At 40.9% G+C, this 19,409-nt stretch carries 17 protein-coding genes and 1 pseudogene; 7 read left to right on the forward strand and 11 right to left on the reverse strand.

Features of this window, described 5'->3' with window-relative positions; all coding sequences use genetic code 11:
* Positions 1-24: 24 nt before the first annotated feature.
* Positions 25-1,863 carry an extracellular solute-binding protein gene (locus FTU02_RS13805; RefSeq protein WP_180157637.1) on the reverse strand — a complete coding sequence of 613 codons (1,839 nt, stop codon included), beginning with the start codon at positions 1,861-1,863 and terminating at the stop codon, positions 25-27.
* A 26-nt stretch (positions 1,864-1,889) separates the two neighbouring features.
* Positions 1,890-5,216, reverse strand: a complete 3,327-nt coding sequence (locus FTU02_RS13810) for a LysM peptidoglycan-binding domain-containing protein (protein WP_180157639.1) — start codon at positions 5,214-5,216, stop codon at positions 1,890-1,892.
* Between the two features lie 206 nt (positions 5,217-5,422).
* Between FTU02_RS13810 and dnaQ the strand changes: the two genes are divergently transcribed.
* The 3 genes from dnaQ (at position 5,423) to nudC (ending at position 9,473) form a co-directional block, all read left to right on the forward strand.
* Positions 5,423-6,925: a DNA polymerase III subunit epsilon gene (gene dnaQ, locus FTU02_RS13815; protein ID WP_180157641.1), complete on the forward strand. Its 1,503-nt coding sequence runs from the start codon at positions 5,423-5,425 to the stop codon at positions 6,923-6,925.
* A 128-nt stretch (positions 6,926-7,053) separates the two neighbouring features.
* On the forward strand, positions 7,054-8,700 hold the full coding sequence (locus FTU02_RS13820) for a chemotaxis protein (protein WP_180157643.1): 1,647 nt from the start codon (positions 7,054-7,056) through the stop codon (positions 8,698-8,700).
* On the forward strand, positions 8,700-9,473 hold the full coding sequence (gene nudC, locus FTU02_RS13825) for an NAD(+) diphosphatase (protein WP_180157645.1): 774 nt from the start codon (positions 8,700-8,702) through the stop codon (positions 9,471-9,473). Before FTU02_RS13820 ends, nudC begins: the two co-directional genes overlap by 1 nt.
* Positions 9,474-9,558: 85 nt before the next feature.
* On the opposite strand, the gene FTU02_RS13830 is transcribed toward nudC, so the two are convergent.
* From FTU02_RS13830 to FTU02_RS13845, 4 genes are read right to left on the reverse strand one after another with little or no spacing between them, the layout of a single operon-like run.
* Positions 9,559-10,431 carry an alpha/beta hydrolase gene (locus FTU02_RS13830; protein ID WP_180157647.1) on the reverse strand — a complete coding sequence of 291 codons (873 nt, stop codon included), beginning with the start codon at positions 10,429-10,431 and terminating at the stop codon, positions 9,559-9,561.
* 25 nt (positions 10,432-10,456) lie between these two features.
* On the reverse strand, positions 10,457-11,155 hold the full coding sequence (locus FTU02_RS13835; RefSeq protein ID WP_078192932.1) for a BON domain-containing protein: 699 nt from the start codon (positions 11,153-11,155) through the stop codon (positions 10,457-10,459).
* Between the two features lie 60 nt (positions 11,156-11,215).
* Positions 11,216-11,623, reverse strand: coding sequence for a YraN family protein (locus FTU02_RS13840; protein WP_111885865.1), 408 nt, complete (start codon positions 11,621-11,623; stop codon positions 11,216-11,218).
* A gap of 46 nt (positions 11,624-11,669) precedes the next feature.
* A complete protein-coding gene (locus FTU02_RS13845; protein ID WP_180157649.1) occupies positions 11,670-12,614 on the reverse strand; it encodes a penicillin-binding protein activator in 945 nt (314 codons plus the stop codon).
* 10 nt (positions 12,615-12,624) lie between these two features.
* Here FTU02_RS13845 and rsmI point away from each other — a divergent pair, with 10 nt between their 5' ends.
* Positions 12,625-13,467 (forward strand): 16S rRNA (cytidine(1402)-2'-O)-methyltransferase, encoded by an 843-nt coding sequence (gene rsmI / locus FTU02_RS13850; RefSeq protein ID WP_078189168.1) that lies wholly within the window; start codon positions 12,625-12,627, stop codon positions 13,465-13,467.
* A 104-nt stretch (positions 13,468-13,571) separates the two neighbouring features.
* Positions 13,572-13,994, forward strand: coding sequence for a hypothetical protein (locus FTU02_RS13855; RefSeq protein ID WP_180130950.1), 423 nt, complete (start codon positions 13,572-13,574; stop codon positions 13,992-13,994).
* 133 nt (positions 13,995-14,127) lie between these two features.
* Here FTU02_RS13855 and FTU02_RS13860 read toward each other — a convergent pair whose 3' ends face one another.
* From FTU02_RS13860 to FTU02_RS13870, 3 genes are all read right to left on the reverse strand, one after another.
* Positions 14,128-14,376, reverse strand: a complete 249-nt coding sequence (locus FTU02_RS13860; protein ID WP_078189169.1) for a hypothetical protein — start codon at positions 14,374-14,376, stop codon at positions 14,128-14,130.
* A 174-nt stretch (positions 14,377-14,550) separates the two neighbouring features.
* On the reverse strand, positions 14,551-15,795 hold the full coding sequence (locus tag FTU02_RS13865; RefSeq protein ID WP_180157651.1) for an FAD-dependent monooxygenase: 1,245 nt from the start codon (positions 15,793-15,795) through the stop codon (positions 14,551-14,553).
* Entirely contained in the window at positions 15,792-17,000 is a 1,209-nt protein-coding gene (locus tag FTU02_RS13870) for an FAD-dependent monooxygenase (protein ID WP_180157653.1), read from the reverse strand. Before FTU02_RS13870 ends, FTU02_RS13865 begins: the two co-directional genes overlap by 4 nt.
* A gap of 348 nt (positions 17,001-17,348) precedes the next feature.
* On the opposite strand from FTU02_RS13870, the gene FTU02_RS13875 reads away from it, so the two are divergent.
* Positions 17,349-17,513 carry a hypothetical protein gene (locus FTU02_RS13875; protein ID WP_180004157.1) on the forward strand — a complete coding sequence of 55 codons (165 nt, stop codon included), beginning with the start codon at positions 17,349-17,351 and terminating at the stop codon, positions 17,511-17,513.
* 263 nt (positions 17,514-17,776) lie between these two features.
* On the forward strand, positions 17,777-17,905 hold the full coding sequence (locus FTU02_RS16385; RefSeq protein ID WP_257223716.1) for a hypothetical protein: 129 nt from the start codon (positions 17,777-17,779) through the stop codon (positions 17,903-17,905).
* Positions 17,906-18,087: 182 nt separating this feature from the next.
* On the opposite strand, the gene FTU02_RS13880 is transcribed toward FTU02_RS16385, so the two are convergent.
* Both FTU02_RS13880 and FTU02_RS13885 read right to left on the reverse strand, forming a co-directional pair.
* Positions 18,088-19,305, reverse strand: a complete 1,218-nt coding sequence (locus FTU02_RS13880) for a tetratricopeptide repeat protein (RefSeq protein ID WP_180157655.1) — start codon at positions 19,303-19,305, stop codon at positions 18,088-18,090.
* Positions 19,302-19,409, reverse strand: a pseudogene (locus FTU02_RS13885) (IS5/IS1182 family transposase); the annotation flags it as partial. The gene FTU02_RS13880 and the pseudogene FTU02_RS13885, both read right to left, overlap by 4 nt.

Consider the following 19,409-nt stretch of genomic DNA (forward strand, 5'->3'; position numbering starts at 1 on the left):
ACATTCCTTGTCCTTCAGGTGTATTCATTGCTGCCGTAAATATTGTGTTATGTGCTTGGTTTGAGCTGCATCACTCCACCAATAGTCAATCCCAACAGAAAGTTTAGGTTTGACATAAGGCTGCTTATACATATGCCAATAGGCAAACCAGTTTTCACTTTGCCCAAACATTGGGATTTGATAATAACCCGCTCTGAGCAGGCGGTCTAAAACACGCGTACGAATAATCAATTCTTCCCGATTTGGAGCATTGATCACCTGTTGAATGAGCTGATCTATTACAGGATTTTTAATCCCTGCGTAATTATAATTACCCACTTGGTCAGCTGCTTGACTGCCCCAAAGTTGAGCTTGCTCACCCGCTGGAGTGAGCGATTGAGGCATTTCATCCACGATCATATCAAAGTCAATATTTCGCATCCGCTCGGTGTATTGCGGTCCATCGACTTGTCGCAATAGCACCTGAATACCTAAACGTTTCAAATTTCGTATAAATGGCATTAAGGTTCGCTGCAAATCTTGTTGCTGAATCAAGATTTCGAATTTCACAGGCCGAGATTTTGCATCCACCAATCGGCCGTCTTGATAAAGATAACCCGCATTCAATAACAGTTGGCGTGCATGCAGCAGATTTTTTCGATTAAATCCACTGCCATCAGAAACGGGATATTGCCAATTGGATAAGACCCCCTGTCTTTGAATAGGATCAAGTTGCGATAACATCGGTTTTAAAATATCCAACTCTTGGATAGAGGGTTTCCCCTTCGCTTCTAGCACACTATTACTAAAATAACTCTGCAAACGCTGATACTGCCCATAAAATAATGCTTTATTTTGCCATTCAAAATCATAAGCATAGGTTAACGCTTGTCGAAAACGAATATCACTAAATGGCGCACGACGGGTATTAAATACGAGACTTTTTGTCGGAATCGGTCGTTCATGTTTAAAGCGATATTTGACAATTTTACCGTCTTTAAAAGCAGGAAAATTGTACGCTCCCACCCAATTACGTGCGGTCTTTTCCTCATATAACGTAAATTGACCTGCTTTAAAGCCTTCAAAGGCTATGTCTGGGCTGCGATAATATACATATTTCAGATGGTTAAAATTATAGCGACCACGATTGACGGCTAAGTTCTGCCCCCAATACTCAGGATTGCGCTTGTAGCGAATACTCCTACCTGCATCGATCGTCTCAATCGTGTAAGGGCCTGAGCCTAATATGGGCTGCAATGTAATTTGAGTAAAATCTTTTTTTGCCCAATCTTTTTTGGAATAAATCGGCATTTGCGCCAAAATCATGGGCATATCAGTATTATGACCAGATTTAAAACTCATCCTCACCTGATATTTAGATAAAACATCTGTTTTGTCCAAATCCGCTAAGTACATTTGTAGACCGGGATTTGATTTAGTTTGAAAGGTATCAAAACTAAATTTAACGTCTTCAGCAGTGAGTTCAGAACCATCACTAAACCGTGCTTTTGGGTTTAAATGAAAAATAACAAAATTAGTTTTTTTCGGGTCAAATGTCACCTTTTCGGCAAGCAATGGATACATCACACCCGGTTCATCTAAAGATGAACTCATCAAGCTATCAAAAAGATAATTGATACCTTCAACAGAACGCCCTTTTCCATTCATGCTGTTTAAATTATCAAAACTCCCAATACTCGAGGTCGTGATATATCCCCCTTTATTGGCAAGAGGATTGGCATAGGGCATTGCCTGTAATTGATGATATTGAGGGCTACTATGTATGGCAAGAAAAGGCGTGGTCTGCAACGCAGCCCACGCCCCTGTTGAAAGTATGCTCAAAGTCATACCAAACACGTAACGCGAAGTTGAAGCAGAATACATTCAACTTAACTCCTTAATGTTTGGACTCAGTTTGGTACTTTAATCACGTCACCAATACGTAACTGAGCAGACGGTTGCATATCATTCATTTCAGCGAGTTTTGATGTGTCTAGTCCATAGCGACTTGCCAAACCAATCAGCGTATCGCCGCGTTTAATACGGTATTCACTGATAGTTTTAGGGACTTGTAAATTTTGACCGACACGCAGTCCTGCACGGGGGTTCAAGTTATTTAATTCAGCCAATGCTGCCACAGTTAAACCTGTCCGACTAGCAATCGAATTTAAAGACTCGCCTGATTTCACAGTATAGCTTTCAGTATTTGTTGGTTTCACATTGCTCGTAGAGGATTTAGCTTCCGTTTTTTTGGTTTCAGTTGCTTTACTAGCTACATCAGCAGGTAGTTCACCATCTACTTTTAAACGCTGCCCTACACGAATCGCACTATTGGTATTTAGGCCATTTAATTCAGCTAAATAACGTAATTGAAGATGATATTTCTTCGCAATCACACCCAATGTTTCACCTGATTTCACCACATGAATATCGGTCGCATCAACGGAATTCGTTCGTGTATTGGTTTTGCTTTCAATTTTGGTCGCCTCAGCTTTGGTTTCTACTTTAACCGGTGCGACATCACCTGTTAATTTTAATTTCTGCCCAACGCGTAGACCAGAACTACGCTCTATACCATTTAAATTTGCGACATAGTCCATGCCTAAATCATAGCGACTAGCAATGCCTGTCAGTGTATCGCCAGACTGCACCACATAAGTATCTGGAACAGTTGAACTTGCAGGTACTTTTATACTTTGCCCAGCCATCAGCCCACTGTTTGCCGACATATCATTTAGACTCGCCAATTCTGACAAACTGATTTTTGACCGCGTCGCAATACTGTAAAGCGTATCACCACGCTGCACTTTATAGCTTTCAACTTTATACGCAGGATCAACTTTGACATTTTCAATGCGATTCACGACTTTGCTTTCGAGCTTCTCAACTTCTGCTACAGCTTGTAATGGCACATTAATTTTTTGCCCCACCATCAAGCTACTGCCAGCCGTTAAACCAGTTGTTAAATCTGCCAACTCTTGATTTGACAGCGCATAACGATCTGCTATGAGTTTTAGATATTCACCACGTTTTACCGTGTAGGATTTGGTTTGAACTTTTGCAGGTTTTTCGACAACTTGAGCTGCTTTCTTGTCAGCTTCCAATTTTGCTTTAGATGCTGGCGTTTCTTTTAAGGATAATTTCTGCCCAACATATAAACCACTCGTGGTGGTTAAACCATTGTAGTCGGCGAGTTGCTTCGTACTTAAACCAAATTGACTCGCAACAGCTGTAAGACTGTCATTTGCTTTCACCACATAGCTATCTGCGATAGGCTTAGCTTTCGATTCTTCATTATTTTGCACAATCGGTTTCGCATCATATAAATAGATGGTCGTACCGACATACAAGGTCGAATCTGGCGAAATTTGGTTCCAAGCTGCAATATCACGCCAATTCACGCCATTTTTCATCGCGATCAACGCTAATGTGTCGCCCGCCAAAACTGTATAAGTACTGCGTTTACCTTTAGGTGGTACAACTACAATTTCAGAATCTGTACGAATGACATTTTTACCTTGGTTGCGTTTGGCTTCTTCGGAATCTGCACCTGTATTTTCAGCCACGCTTTTCGGGTAAGAGAACCCTTTCGTCAGTTCTTTACCTTGTTGGTCTGCAATTGACTGACTGGTCTGAATCGCAGTCAACTTAATCTTGCCATCATAAGGATCGACAATTTCAGTGCCTTTCGGCGCAATAGCTTTAATTTCCTGAACGACTTCTTCTTGTTCTGCTTTAGTCGCTACTGGTTTTAATACCTCATCGACTGTTTTGGTCTCACCTTCAGCTTTAATAGCCGCCATGATTTGCTCACGCTCATTTGCGCTGAGTGGTGGCTCGACAGACACAGCTTTCACAGGCGTCGAAGGTGTTACAGCGACTGGAATACGCGGCGCACTTGGAATATCACTATTCGATGCAAATGCAGCTAAAGCAGATGATCCCATTGGTGTTTTGCCTTTCGTTCCTGACGGAATACTTGGCGTTACCGTTGCAGCGACTACAGGTGGTTTGGCAGAAGCTGTCACAGTCGGCTGTGCTGTCAGCGTAGGTGGCGTCACTTTTGCAGGCTGAATAGTTTTACTATTTAATTCCGGCGGAGTAACACGTGACGGTGTTATTTCAACATTATTTTTTGGTAAGTTATAAGTTGAATTACTTGCCCAATAACCTGATGAACCACCTGATTGTAATTTCTTCAAACGTGCATCGACTGATGGACTCACATCCGCAGGAATTAAAATCCGCATTGGGCTACTGCTGTCAATCACATCGCCACGATGCCCGGGATTTAGTGCATAGAGTTCTGCACGGCTTAAACCGGTAATAGATGCAATTTCATTTAAATTTGCAGGCCCTACAGCCACTTCACGAAAGTGTGGACGGTTGGCAATTGGCGGTAAACTTACGCCATAGGCACTTGGATTTTTAATAATTTGAGCAACTGCCAAGAAACGTGGGACATAGTTCATGGTTTCTTGGGGCAGTTTTAGCGACCAATAATCCGTTGGCAAACCTGCCGCACGGTTACGGTTAATCGCCTGTTGAATGCGGCCCGGCCCTGCATTATATGCAGCCAAAGCCAATTCCCACGAACCGAACTGGTTATGTAGCGCACCTAAAAACTCATAAGCTGCACGCGTTGATTCCACTACGTCACGACGACCATCATACATTGAGGTTTGTTTTAAGCCGTAAATACGTCCAGTACTTGGAATAAATTGCCATAAGCCCGCTGCGGCTGCACTTGAGGTTGCTGCTGGGTCATAAGAACTTTCAATCACTGGTAATAACGCCAACTCAGTCGGCAAACCACGACGTTCTGCTTCTTTAACCGTGTGATATAAATAACGGGACGCACGCGCACTTAAACGATCAATATATGGTTGACGTGAAATAAACCAACCACGCTGCGCTTCAATTCGCGTATCCCAGTGGTTCAAATCCATTTTGAAACCCACAGTCATACGCTTCCAGACATCACCATGCTTCAGTACTAAAAGGCGATCGCCTTCTACGGCACGCATGTCTGTTGCAGAAAGTAAATCTTCGAGTGAATCTAAACTATTGGCATCGAGAAAGTTTGAGCCAACTTGTTTACTTGCTGAGTTCTGCTTAGTCGTTTGCGATGAAGAACAGCCCGTCAGACCAAGAGCTGCGAGCGCAGAACCCAAGACTGTAAATTTAAAAATTTGTGGTAACGTAGGCTGCCAGACAGTCGCAGTTGATTTATACATAAAAAAATCCAGACAACTCATATAAAATTTATTTTTTAGATATGCCATTGTAGTGAAGCAGAACACAGACACAAGGCGTTAATTTAACGCTATTTCAGTATAAATGTTACAAGAAATTAAAAAAATCGCCAGAAATGGATTTCTCTCTGTCATTTGCGTTATACAATATACGGTTCTGAATGCTCGTTTTTCTCCGGATTTGATTTATGTCTCAAACAATCACGCTTTATGTTGATGGTGCATGTAAAGGCAACCCTGGCTTAGGGGGTTGGGGGGCCTATATCATCCGTGAAACTGGAGAAGAAAAACTCTGCGGCGGCGAAGCTGAAACCACCAATAACCGTATGGAATTGACTGCTGCTATTGAAGGCATTCAACATTGTCCGTCCGATGCAAAACTGATTATTTGGACAGACTCCAACTATGTCAAACAAGGCATAACCGAGTGGATTCATGGTTGGAAAAAGAAAAACTGGAAAGATGTTAAAAATCCAGATTTGTGGAAATTACTGGATGCAACTTGTCAGGGTCGGGAAATTGAATGGAACTGGATTAAAGGGCATGCAGGCCATCCGGGAAATGAAATGGCTGATCAATTGGCCAATCTAGGCGCTGAAAAAACCCTCGAACACATCAAACAAGCGGCATCATCTACAGCTGAAGCACCTAAAAAAAAAGCTGAACCTGACTGGCTATTAAATGATCCATTTGGACTTGAATTTGCTGATAGCGAGGATGAAGCAGAAGAAATCTCTGAAGAAGCTATGATTGCAAATGACAGCATTGTTGAAGCTTCAAGTCAGGAAACTTCAATTGCTCAGCCGCTAGAAATTGCTCCGTCACGTGAAATGACTACTTACACAGCGATCAATGCAGAGCAGATTGATGACATTACGATAGAACAACAAGCAACAAACACGGCATCAACGTTGAATGAAGCTGCCCCTATACAGTCTAAGCAAGCTGCTGAAATCCATCCAATGATTGTCATTACACCAGCAACCGTCGATGTATCTGGCCCACGACAATTAATTTTGGATACGGAAACCACAGGTTTCTATTTCCAAGATGGCGACCGTATTATTGAAGTCGGTGCAGTGGAAATGATTAACCGCAAACTGACCGGTAGCTCAATTCATATTTATATCAACCCGCAAAAACCTGTCGGTGAATCTGAAAATATTCACGGAATCAGTGATGACTTTCTAAAAGACAAACCACTGTATGCTGAAATTGCTGATGTCTTATTTGACTATCTAAAAGGCGCAGAAATCATTGCGCATAACGCAACCTTCGATATGAACTTCCTAGATATGGAGTTTAAACGTGCAGGTTTTGTTGCCTTATCGGAGGTATGTGAAGTCACCGATACCTTGGCTATGGCCAAAGCCAAGCATCCAGGCCAGAAAAACTCACTCGATGCATTAGTGCGTCGTTACGAAATTCCACAACGTGACCGTACCTTCCATGGTGCCTTACTCGATGCGGAAATTCTGTCTGACGTATACCTAGCAATGACGGGCGGTCAGGTTTCCTTTGATATCGATGCCCTGACCCACTCGCAAAATGAAGATGGTTCGCAAACCCGCGCCGCTGTTGAAATAGAATTACCTGTGATTTTACCTTCAGCAGATGAACTTGAAGCCCATGAGACATGGGTCAAACAATTTGAAGAAAAACATGGTACACCTTGCCTTTTTGCGAAATAAAATCTAAATTTCGTGTTACTTTTTGTATATAAACAATTCTTACATACGCTATAGTAAAACCATAAACATGGACCGCCTTAAGGGGCGGTTAATAAACAAGATAAAACATCTAGGAAAGGTGCAGATACATGTCTTACCAAACCTCTATCCATTTTGATCCAACGGCTTTGCTGATAATAAAAAATGAGGTTGATAACTCAATCAAGTTAGTCGAATCAGCAGTCAGCACCTTAGTTGAAGATCAAACTTTACCTTTCGGGATTGATGATGCACTGATTCAATTTGAACAATGTGCTCAAGTATTAGCTTTAGTTGATATGCCAAGTTTGGCAAAAATCGCTCAATATTCAGCAGAGTTAATGCGCAAGATCATGGGGAATCCTGCGCAAATTAACACTCAAGAGGTCATCGCACTGAGCGAAGGCACAACCATGCTGAAACGCTATATTGAATTTATCTGCTTGCGTGAAGTTAAAATCCCACAGTTCCTACTCGACAGTCTGAATCGTCTAGAACTGTCTTTAGGTAAACCTCTAACGTCGGAAGGCCAACACATTGAGTCCCTACTCGATTGTATTACTCCTGACTTTGACTTACCTCAAGCTCCTGCACTTGAAAAATCAAAATACGTTCACCGTCTGTATAAGTTGGCGTTGAATAAATTGATTAAACAAGAAGAAACTGAGCTGGATCTGCAAGCGATTAAATTGGTCGGTGCGTATTTAGCAGGTCTTTCAGACAAACATCCAAGCAAACAATATTGGAACTTGGTTTTTGTTGCGTTTAATCAAATTGATCAAATCTTAATTACCGATGCTCGCTTACGTACCTTGGTGAGCATTGAGCGCAATATGGCTCAATATTTTGCAGGAACTGAGCGCTTTAAAGCATCCATTTCTGATTTAGCCAATGTCTTAAGTCTAAACATTAGCCAAGAAGATGACATTTCTCATCATATTCGTGGCAAATTAAATATTGGTGAAGACCTTCTTACCGACACTCAATTGCAAGTTTTCAGTCGTCATTTATATGGTCCTGACTTTGACACCATGCATACCATTGGTGAATTGGTTACGACTGAAATGACGCAAATTCGTAATGATATTGAATTTAACTATCAAAATATGACGCCTGAAAAAACCCAAGAACTTCAAGCAAAATTGAACGAATTGGCAAATATTTTCAAAGTCTTGAACTTAAATGAAGCGTATAACGACTTGTCGCGTCAAGCCGCGTCATTAGGTAATGCTGAGATTTTACAAGATGAAAACTTTGCCCAGCAGTTGATGAACAATATCTTGTCTGCCATGAACTCGATTGGTGTGCTTGAGCGTCATCACACTTCTAGCCGCTTACAACTTCGTGTGAATAATATGAATATTTCACTCGACCGTTTAGATGAAGCACATGCTGCCCTGTTAAATGAGACCAAGGTTTTAATTGATGCTGCTAGCCAATCTTTGGTTCAGTATTTACAAAACCAAGATCTGACACAACTTGAAGCGACTGCAACTCAATTCCGTGAAATTGGTGGTGCGATGTTGTTCCTCAATGCAGATGCGGCTCAAAATGCACTGAACTCAACAGCTCAATTCATTTTGAAACGTGTTGAGTCTTCAACTGCGATTGAAGCAAATGAAGTGAATCAAGCATTAGATTCATTGGCAAGCGCAGATATGTTGATTGACAATTTAAAGAACAAACAACCTGTTTTACAGGGCATGTTTAAGGTAGCATTGGACAGTAGCGAAAAACTGAAATCAGCAGCAGCCTAATGTCTAAATTATCACTTGCGTATATCTTCAAACAACAGCAATTGCTGGTCGATGAAAACTTTCAACTTCCCGAAGTTGAACAACTCGCAAGTGATTTAAATATTGGCACGGGTGATCAAGTGATTGCCCGTGATCTACTTGAAAATGAGCCAATTCCTGAAGGCTTACAGCTCATTCCTATTCGCCAGCTTCTACAACTTTGGAATGTACAGCAATTTGAACAAGCCAGCCGTGCTATTCAACTCTTAGAATGGCGCCGTAATCATAAATTTTGTAGCCACTGCGGTACAGCAACTCAAGTCCACGCCACAGAATATGCCATGGTTTGCCCTGCTTGCGGTTATCACCAATACCCTCGTGTAAACCCCTGTGTCATTACCATCATTACCCGTGGTGAAGATGAAATCTTATTGGCTAAAAATGCAAAAAATGTCCGTGCTATGTATGGACTGATCGCAGGTTTTGTTGAAGTGGGTGAAACTCTAGAAGAAGCAGTTCGTCGTGAAACTGAAGAAGAAGTTGGGCTGAAGGTCAAAAATATTCAATATTTGGCAAGCCAACCTTGGCCTTTCCCAAGTAATTTAATGATCGCCTTTAAAGCAGAATATGCTTCAGGTGAGCTTCAATTACAAGAAGAAGAAATAAGTGATGCGGCTTTCTTTAAATTTGATGCATTACCTGAAATTCCGTTCAAAGGAAGTATCGCCCATTCGATGATTATGCATGTCATCCATGGGTCTGCTGTTGCAGATGACACCGAAGCATGGTTATAAGTAGCTATTTTTAGTAAATAAATCATGCAATAAAAAAACCGCCATACTTGGCGGTTTTTTATTTTCAATCATTTAACTAAAGACATTAAGGTGGACTAATTTCATCGAGTACACGCATGATTTCAGCTTTGGTTTTAAAGAAGCGACTAAATAGACTCGAAACTGAACCAATCATCGTGATGTGCCCAACACGAGGGATTTGAATCAATTGACTATGGTTGCCTGAGGCTTTTAATCGACGATCAAAATCTTCACTATTGCTATGGCCAACGATATTGTCTTTATCCGCAGTGAATAGATAATGCTTCACTTGATTGTGCTCAACAAAATAATATGGCATCACTTGTTGATACGGTACATTTTGATCAAAGGCATCTGCACAAATCGGATCACCCTTATAATCAAAATGATATGGCCCTGCCAATCCCACAATTGCACGAATATTCTCTTTCACTTGCAGCTGATATGGCGTCGGATGATACAGTGCAGACATGACATTAAATGCCCCTGCCGAATGTCCCATTAACACCACATTTTCCACTTCAATCTGCAACTTATGCTGAGACTGCGTCAAATAGTTTAATGCAAGGCTAAGATCATCAATTGAAGCCGGAAAAATATACTCAGGTGCGAGATGGTAATTGATGACAGCAACATCGAAGCCTTCTTTGGCAAAAGCCTCACCAATGAATCCATAGTCCTTTTTGTCACCATGCATCCACGCACCACCATGTACAAACACGATGAGTGGACGTTGCGGACGAGGTGCTGACGTGCGATACAAATCTAGGCGATGGCGCGCTTTAAGACCATAAGGGATATTGTTTTGAACATGATATCCTTGTTTGGGTGTCAGTCGATTTAAAGCATAACTGCCAAAATCATATAACCGAAAATTGCGGTATAAAGATTTAGCCAAATCCATTTTTTGCTGAAGCCGCAGAGACCATTGATTCATATTTTACAGCATCATTTCCGACATTTTATTGAGCATTTGGATCGACAGCATCCGGATCTATCGCTACAGGCGTTTGTACTTCAGGTTGCACATTGCCTACAGCAGGTGTGGTGTAACTTGAGTTAATTGAACGTGCCTGTGGATTTGGGTTCTGATCAATATTATCGATTAAAGTGACAATTCGCGTTACATTACCCACTTGTTGCAAGATTTGATTTAAGTCTGTGATTTCCGCACTGTTTAAACGGCCCATCACATAAAGAACAGCATCTTCAGTATGAATGTGTACTTTGCTGTCAGATACCACAGGCGCTTTCATAATCAAACCACGGGTATTCGCAGTGACCGCAGTATCTTGCATGATGGTGCTATAGCTGATCTGATTACCCACTGTAATATAGTTATGTACAGTTTTGACATCACTCATTGAACGGACATTTTCTTCTGCCAATTCTTTTAAATGATTATCCGGCACTTGCCCAGTCAATAAGACATTGCCATGAAAACTTTCAATATTGACACGTGACTGTTTAAAACGAGTATCTAATTTATATAAATTAATTTTTGCTGTTCGAACAATGGAAGAGTCAATAAAAACTTGTCCCAATGAGCGTGCGCCGCTTTCAGTTCCTACAGGTGCTGATCCTGTTCCATTCGAAATAAAACTCGCACAGCCAGATAAACTTGCGACACAAAGCATCGTTATTGCAATACGCTTAACCACTCAGCACGACTCCTCAAATTTCCACACGTATTTTTCTATGCGTTTACACAGTTTGTTTTATCAGAGATTAATCAACTCTTGATCAAAAGTAAAAGCATTTTCAATCCATTGCTGATGATACGGGTATTTAGAAAAGTCTTGCTGTAGTGTTTTTGCAAAGTGCTGATAAAAATCAAAACAAATTGCATCAAAGCGACAATAATAATTTTGAAAATGTGACTGTTCATTTAAAAAATGCAACGCAGTCTTCATCATCTTACGTTGTTTGTGAATTGAGATACTTTCGATGGCTTGGGCATAGCGGGTATTCGAACGGGCTTTAACTTCAATAAACACCAATTCTTGACCACGTGCAACGATCAAATCAATTTCACCATAACGACTATGATAATTCTGTTGCACCTGTACATAGCCTTGCTGCTTAACCAAACGCAGCGCTTGCCGTTCTGCCCACTGCCCCAGATTCATCTGTCCCAAATTCATCTGCTCTAAGTTTAGCTGCATCGTTTCATCCCTAAAGTGAGATCGCCACGATGCCTTTTTTACTTCGCTCATAGCAGTGAGGAACACGCTGAATATTATTTTGACTAATTTTGATTAGCCCTGTTCGCCCCTGAAACTCAATGCTTTTTAATTTCGGTTCTTGCAAATATTGTTTTGCGATATGCCATGTGTCTCCGCCAAAAGCTAAAAGACGTTGATATGGCATATCTACTGGGTTTTCCTCATAAGCTCGGATCAGGTCAGGCCAACGCGCGTCATGCAATGCAGGTGCATCACAAAATTTCAGCCCTACAGGAATAGGCTTGGTGGCTTCAATCGCATTGGCAACGGTATATAGTTTTGCTTTAGGTAGTTTTTTTTGACTGTTTAACCATTCATTATTGCCCAGCAACAGCACCCCTTGATTTTTTTCCAGCTTCGTTGGGAGCTGTTCAACCACTTGAATCGGCACTGAACTTTGGCTGATTAAGGACATGAGCAATAATTCATGTTCTGCCTCAGTTGCAGGCTGACGTAACACTAACACTTGCGCTAGTTTGTCTTTTTCGAAGACTTTTTGGAGTGCTAAAGCATCATCACGTTTTGATAGACTGTACTGCCAGACGTTTGGAATTTGGCTCGTCGTTTCATTTAAAGCCAACACGCGGACTTTAGGCTTTGCTTTTACAAGTGCTTCAACATCTTGGCGTGCTAAAGGGCCAATCACCAATTGAGTTTTTTTATTGACCTGTTGCTTCAATATCGCCGCAATTTGCTTTTGATTTGAATCCACAAACTTAATGGGTACTTTGTAGTCTGATGATTGATATGCACTATTGAAACCTTGCTTAATACTGGATGCGGCTCGCGCCATAGGGCCAGATTCAGGTAGAATGACCAAGACGTCTGCCTGTGCAGCAGTAAACAGACTGCTTAAAAGGCAAAGACCCAAAATTTTGTTCTTATTATCCAACATGGAGAAACCTATGAGTGCTCAGTTATTTGTTGTTGCAACTCCAATCGGGCACTTAGATGATATTAGTTATCGTGCAATTGAGGTATTGAAGTCGGTTAAAATTATTGCCGCCGAGGATACACGAACTTCCGCACAATTACTTAAACATTTTAGTATCAATACGCCTTTAACTGCTTGTCACGACCATAACGAAAGCAACAAAATAGACCAGCTCATTGAACGCCTCGAAAAGGGTGAAAATATGGCGCTGATCAGTGATGCAGGCACGCCATTGATCAGTGACCCCGGCTTTAAATTGGTTCGTGCTGCACAAGAAAAAAATATTCGTGTCATTCCTGTGCCGGGTGCCTGTGCTGCCATTGCAGCTCTCAGTGCAGTCGGCCTACCCAGTGACCGTTTTAGTTTCGAAGGCTTTTTACCTTCTAAACAGTCACAACGTCTTTTAGCACTGGAAAAATTGAAAGACGAAACTCAAACCATGATTATTTATGAAGCACCGCACCGTATTGTGGACTGCCTAAAAGATATGTCGAATGTCTTTGGTGCAGATCGTCCTGTGGGCTTTGCACGTGAAATTACCAAAACATTTGAAACCATTAAAAAAATGTCTTTGGGTGAATTGGTTCATTTTGTCGAATCTGATCATAATCAGCAAAAAGGCGAAATCGTTTTGGTGATTGGTGGTGCGACCGAAGAAAAAGACCTAGAGCAAGAAAAGTTAGACAAACTGCTGACGCGTTTACTTCAAGATTTGTCCGTTAAAGCTGCCTCTCAGTTGGCTGCAGATTTAACTGGGATTAAAAAGAAAGTGGCCTATCAACGTGCTTTAGAATTAACCCAAGCGAACGATTAAGCTTAATTTTTTTTATTTTTAATTTGAACCGCTTATGGGACCTACGGGTTCCATAAGCGATCCCATACAATAATTTAAATAGAATGAAAAAAGTTGCTTATAACATGTCCATAAATCTGTCTGTCAAAAAACCGCTGATGTTCATTCTCTTTAATCTGGTTTGGCTCACCGCCCTTGCACATATTATTTATACTGGCATTCACCCCTATCCGCACTATATTAGTGGCGAGCAAATGACGGCCGATCATAGCGCGATTGCGATGGTCTGTGGATATTGTTCCCTCTATTTTGTAGTCGGTAATTTACTGAAACTGAGCCAATTTTGGGATAGGCATCGCTATTGGGCTTATGTCGTTTTGAGTGCGGTATTACTTTTTCAATCTTTTGTCGCTGCTGTGGCGGCCATGCATGCACCGCCGTATATTGCTGCATTCATTATCAATTGTATGTTTTTGCTTTTACTGCATTTTGTGTTTTATCCTATTTTCGCGATCAGTCGTAAATATATGAAGCCAAAGACGGCTTGAAGCGACTTCACATCTTATTAACGACTTAACTTCTTGAGCAAACATGCTACAGAGTTAAGAACTGAATAACATTCATCCTCGCACAAGCGAATGAAGCAAAAAAAACACCACATGACGTGGTGTTTTTTCATTTTTAATCTTTTGCCGATTCGTCTGGAGGGACTTCGGTAATACGACCACCACGCGCTAAGAACGCCGCAACTTCATCTTCAAGCGCCTGACGTTGTTTTAGTTTTGCAGTCACTGTTAATGTTTCAGCTTCAGAGGTGTCACCATCAGAGGCAGAATCAGCTGCGTCACCTGCACCTTTTTCAGCTGCTTGTGCTTCATCTTCATCAACTACTGAATCTTCTGGATCATCATAATCGTTCATATCAGTCATTGTGTTCTCCCCGCGAATGACTTCTGTTTGCCAGCGAATGGCTGGTTTTAAATTAACAGAAATTTAGCAATCTCTGAGCATTTCGACTAGTACCCACAACCAAAAAATCGTATCTTTTTTAATCAAAATCGTAACCTTGTTTATACGACTGTCTAAAAAATATCAGACTTTGACCTAAGCTGCGTAGATTGTATCTTTTAAAATACTCAGACCATTGGCTTGAGCCATAAACGCATCTTTTAGAACAGTCTGATTTTCCACTTGTTTTAAACCAAAGTTTCGCGCCCACACCACAGGAGAAAAAGTGGTAGTTTCTAACCAACCAATTGCGGACATACTATGCATCATGGCATCGTTTTGCCCTTTACGACGGTGTTCATAGCGTTTCAAACTTTGTTCATGTGCCCACACACCTCGTTTTTTATCGGTTAAAAGCACATCACAAAGCACTGCTGCATCTAAACAGCCAATATTCACGCCTTGTCCTGCAAGCGGATGAATCACATGGGCCGCATCACCAATCAACGCCAGACCATCATGCACATATTGCTGTGCAGCTCGTGCCTTCAATGGAAATTTAGCACGTGGCGTTGCTTCTAAGACCTCGCCGAGCATGTGATGACTTTCTCGAGTGAGCAACGCAGTAAATTCAACATCGGATAAAGCCACATATTCATCGGCATAATCATCTGGTAAGGTCCACACAATGGATTGCCAATAACCGCTTTCTTCTTTTTTTAGACTCGCCATCGGCAAAAATGCTAAAGGGCCAGTTTCTAAGAAAATTTGACGTGCTACATGATGATGCGGTTGGGAGGTTTTAATTGCACAGCTCACACCGGCTTGCTTATAGTCCAATACATCTAGATCGATGAAAGCTTGCTCACGGACAAATGAGTTTGCACCATCTGCACCTATTACCAGTTTTGTTTTGAGCTGGGTACCATCTGCGAGGTGAATGATCCACACACCAACGCCGCGCTCAACACGACTGACCTTGACTTGGGTTCGGTAGTCTTCGAGTTGTTCTAGCATTTTTTCTTGAATGGCTAAATTCAATACGCTTGGTTCAACCATTGAACCTAAAGCTTGCTCAACTGATGGTGTTTGCTCTGCAACATGACCAAAATTGATTTCTCCATAGCCATTTTTATTCCACACCTGCATGCCTGTATACGGCTGCTGACGGGCAAGCTTTTCCCAAACACCCACAGTCTTGAGTAGATGAATGGTGGCTTGACTAAGTGCCAAAACCCGAGGATTCGCAATACTTTTGGTTTTTTCTACATCCAAAATAGGTGCCGCATCCAATACCGTAGCCTGCACACCGCCTTGCGCCAATAACAATGCCGTTAAGCCACCGACCAAGCCACCACCGACAATCACGGCATCCAGTACATTTGTTTGATTTAAACTCATGCTTTTAGCCCCATTGCATAATTCGCGACCAAAGGCTTGATCCCCGGAATGGTGTCAAAGGCAACTAACCCAGTATTGCGGATCAATTTTAAAAATGGGTTCTGGTTGCTAAAACCACGAACAACTGAATCACAGAATTTAATCACCCGCTGCTGATCGGTCAGGCGCGATTTTTCATAATCAAGCAACATAGCTGCATCACCCAGATCTGCATTTTTTTCAACTTGCTCTTTTAAATAACGGCGTAGTACATAGGCATCGCGCATACAAAGATTGAAGCCCTGACCTGCCACTGGATGAATAGTATGTGCTGCATTACCCATCAACACTACACGTCCAACTGCTTGTTTCTCTGCAAGTACTTGCGACAATGGGAAGCTGAAACGTTTACCAGTTTTTTGGAATTTACCTGCACGGTCGCCATAGGTTTCTTGTAAAGCATCTAAGAAGTGCTGATCATTTTCATCACCCATCCACTCGCCTTCAGTTCCTTTAGGAACAGGCCAAACCACTGAGCGACGGTATTCACCTGGAAGTGGCAGCAGCGCTAGCGGACCAAGCGGACTAAAACGCTCGAAACCGACATGACCATGCGGTTTAGAGGTTTGTACTGTAGTGACAATCGCCACTTGGTCATAATCATGCACCGATGCGCCAATACCTAAGGCTTTACGGCAGAATGAATCACGGCCATCTGCTGCAATCACAATTTTAGATTGTAGTTTGAGCTGTTCTTCAGCACGCTGTGCTTCGATAAAAGCATGATTAGCATCTTGATTCAGAGCGGTCACTTGCACGCCATCAATCAATTCAATCAGGGATTCTTTTTTGACTTCTGCGAGCAACACACGACCTAACCATGCATTTTCAATCACCTGCCCAAAGCTTTCGACTTTTTCTTGTTCTGCTTTGAGTCTTGCCTTACCAAAACTGCCTTGCTCTGTAATATTCACTTCTAAAATAGGTGTGGCGTGTTCCTGCAAAGCATCCCAGAGACCTAGTTCTTGATAAATTTGCACCGTACGGCGTGACAAGGCGCTGTTTCGTGCATCAAAACTCGAGTGATAAGGCTCAAGGTTTGCATCATCATAATTGGGGTATTTAATGGCTTCTAAAAGTTTTACGCCAATTTTGTCTTTGGCCAACATGAGTGCCAGACTTAAACCGACCATACCACCACCAACTATGATGACTTCTTGCTGCATGCTTGTTTCCTTTTTTATCAAGTATTCGAATTTAGGACATTCACTCGAAATACATATAATCTGTAATGAATTTTATCTTACATCAAGGGCATGATTTTTTATAATGAAATACAAATTAGTTGCAGGTATTTGCACTGATTAAATACAAAATTAATCATCTCTTGCCGTAAATATTGATCTTTAAAAAAGAGAAAATCACAATAAAAATGGCTGAGTCCATCAGTATGAGCCATCATTTGCGTAAATCAGCGTCATTTGAACATGTCATGTTTTGATGCATTCAAAAGGACGATATCAAGCTAACTACCTGATGATCTGCCTTTAGCCATTGCTCAATTAGTAGAATAAGTGATTGCAGCTGCAAAAACCAATTATGTTACACCATTCGGTTTAATGAGCTTTTCATTACACAACATTTTCTGGATATATTCCGCAGCAGAATATCCAGAAGATGTAATTTTTGTTGTGTTATTGGCGCCTTATCCTAAAGTTGATGCACGTACCAAGCTTTAATTTGAGTTAGGTACAGAGCAACTCTAAAGCGATGTCGAGCACTATTATTCAAACAGGTTTTAGCGCCAACTTTACCTTGGCATGGTGTGAAAATACTATGGCGCAAACCTTAGAAAATACGCTGCAAACCAATAATTGAGAAAGATTTACCCACCAAGCTGAGTTGTAGATTCATACCGATGTGATTGAGACAGCGAAAAAAAATCAACAAACAAACAAACATTAGTGAATGGCTGTAATTATGATTATATGCACCCGAGTGTATGGTCAAATATGCTATAGATCTGATTTCACATGCTGAATATGCTGAACCGGCAACCGGACATTTGGCCGTATATGAAAAACCGGAAGAGTTTTTAAAATTAGCGACAGAATTTTTACAAAAGTCTTAATCGCAAAGTGAAGCTAAAAAGCCGATCTAATGATCGGCTTTTTATATTTATTTAATATTTTCCATGATTTGGTCAAAATATTGCGCTCATGCATTCAATTTTTTTTCATAGCTATAGATAAAGATATAGAACACAAAAGACAGAAATGATCTCCTTAATACGGAATAATTTAAATGAATGGCTTAAGCATTAAAATGCTGGATTAATTTCTGCAATCGAATTTCTGCATCTTGATTAAAAGCATTCGCCGCTTGATGATACCAGCGTTTCGCCATCTTTAAATCTTGAGCTGCGCCATTGCCTAGCTCATACATTAAGCCAATTTTATAGGGAGCAATTGCACAGCCTTGTTTTGCCGATTGCTTGTACAAGTTCATAGCTAGATTATAATCTTGATCAAGAATTTCGCCCTTTTCATATATTTCAGCAAGGGCCGTTCTTGCGTTTATATTTCCCTTTTCCACTGACTGATTCAGCAGAGCTAAAGCGATATGAACCTCTGTTTTACATGGTTTTCTGAACAACAGCACCGCTAACTTCAGCATCGCTGCATCATCCCCCTGATCAGCCGCTTTTTGATACCATCCTTGTGCTGTTAAATCATTTTTCTCGACGCCGCATCCCGTTTCATACATTTGACCCAATTTAATTTGAGCTGCAATATCCCCTCTTGAGGCTAAACTCAAATAATCATCATAAGTACGCTGATTGTTATACTTAAACTTTATTTTCTTTACTGGATTATAATCACTATCAAAGATTTCAAAACCGACATAGTTTTTAAAGAGTTCAATCAATAACAGCCGAACCAATTGAGTATGATAAATTAAATGATCCTTTTCGCTAAAATAATAATACTGATAATAGCTTTCCAAATCTTCATTGATTTCTTCTTTTAAACTGTTTAAATGAGTCGTCCATTTTTTTTGAACTTTGCCATTTTCAACATATTCGTATAAATACCTTGTTGAAAAGTTTAACCATTCCTTTTCAAAATCTTGTCTTTCTCCATCCATGTAAAGTTCATCTTCTTCCGCTTGAATGACACATCTGATTTCTGCACCCTCTTTATAAAGCGCATAGCTATAGCTTGAATTTGTGTCTGCAAAATCAAAGAAGATCATCCATTTCATCGGCAACTGACTGCTCAGCAAACTGCTCCATTTTTCAGGTTCAGTAAAAGCAAAATGTGCTAATCCGGCACTATTGATACAAACAATATGATCCGTCAGCCACTCTATATCTAATGCAGATTTTGAGTTTTCTTCAAAATAAACCAGCCAATCATTTACCAGTCTTTCAATATCCTGTTGATTGCCATTAAAGGGAATAACCACTCCAGCTTTTCTAACACCCATAATTATGATTAAAATAAAAAATAGACTTCTTTCATAATTCATTTTTTGCTCAGCTCTAAATTATAGATTCCCGCAATTAAATTGAATCTTAAGCCCAGTCTTTTTCCTCGATTACGATATCGCTCGGCAAGGATTTTGAAAGTTTT

Origin of the sequence: Acinetobacter sp. YH12045 (genome assembly GCF_013419925.1) — a bacterium.
GTDB lineage: Bacteria > Pseudomonadota > Gammaproteobacteria > Pseudomonadales > Moraxellaceae > Acinetobacter > Acinetobacter amyesii.

Excerpts from the sequence above, each read along its gene's own strand:
- nudC (WP_180157645.1), top strand. The coding sequence starts at position 8,700 with ATGTCTAAATTATCACTTGCGTATATCTTCAAACAACAGCAATTGCTG.
- FTU02_RS13870 (WP_180157653.1), bottom strand. The coding sequence starts at position 17,000 with ATGCAGCAAGAAGTCATCATAGTTGGTGGTGGTATGGTCGGTTTAAGT.
- FTU02_RS13860 (WP_078189169.1), bottom strand. The coding sequence starts at position 14,376 with ATGACTGATATGAACGATTATGATGATCCAGAAGATTCAGTAGTTGAT.
- FTU02_RS13855 (WP_180130950.1), top strand. The coding sequence starts at position 13,572 with ATGTCCATAAATCTGTCTGTCAAAAAACCGCTGATGTTCATTCTCTTT.
- rsmI (WP_078189168.1), top strand. The coding sequence starts at position 12,625 with ATGAGTGCTCAGTTATTTGTTGTTGCAACTCCAATCGGGCACTTAGAT.
- FTU02_RS13845 (WP_180157649.1), bottom strand. The coding sequence starts at position 12,614 with ATGTTGGATAATAAGAACAAAATTTTGGGTCTTTGCCTTTTAAGCAGT.
- dnaQ (WP_180157641.1), top strand. The coding sequence starts at position 5,423 with ATGTCTCAAACAATCACGCTTTATGTTGATGGTGCATGTAAAGGCAAC.
- FTU02_RS13840 (WP_111885865.1), bottom strand. The coding sequence starts at position 11,623 with ATGAATCTGGGGCAGTGGGCAGAACGGCAAGCGCTGCGTTTGGTTAAG.
- FTU02_RS13865 (WP_180157651.1), bottom strand. The coding sequence starts at position 15,795 with ATGAGTTTAAATCAAACAAATGTACTGGATGCCGTGATTGTCGGTGGT.
- FTU02_RS13830 (WP_180157647.1), bottom strand. The coding sequence starts at position 10,431 with ATGAATCAATGGTCTCTGCGGCTTCAGCAAAAAATGGATTTGGCTAAA.
- FTU02_RS13820 (WP_180157643.1), top strand. The coding sequence starts at position 7,054 with ATGTCTTACCAAACCTCTATCCATTTTGATCCAACGGCTTTGCTGATA.
- FTU02_RS16385 (WP_257223716.1), top strand. The coding sequence starts at position 17,777 with ATGGTCAAATATGCTATAGATCTGATTTCACATGCTGAATATGCTGAA.
- FTU02_RS13805 (WP_180157637.1), bottom strand. The coding sequence starts at position 1,863 with ATGTATTCTGCTTCAACTTCGCGTTACGTGTTTGGTATGACTTTGAGC.
- FTU02_RS13810 (WP_180157639.1), bottom strand. The coding sequence starts at position 5,216 with ATGTATAAATCAACTGCGACTGTCTGGCAGCCTACGTTACCACAAATT.
- FTU02_RS13880 (WP_180157655.1), bottom strand. The coding sequence starts at position 19,305 with ATGAATTATGAAAGAAGTCTATTTTTTATTTTAATCATAATTATGGGT.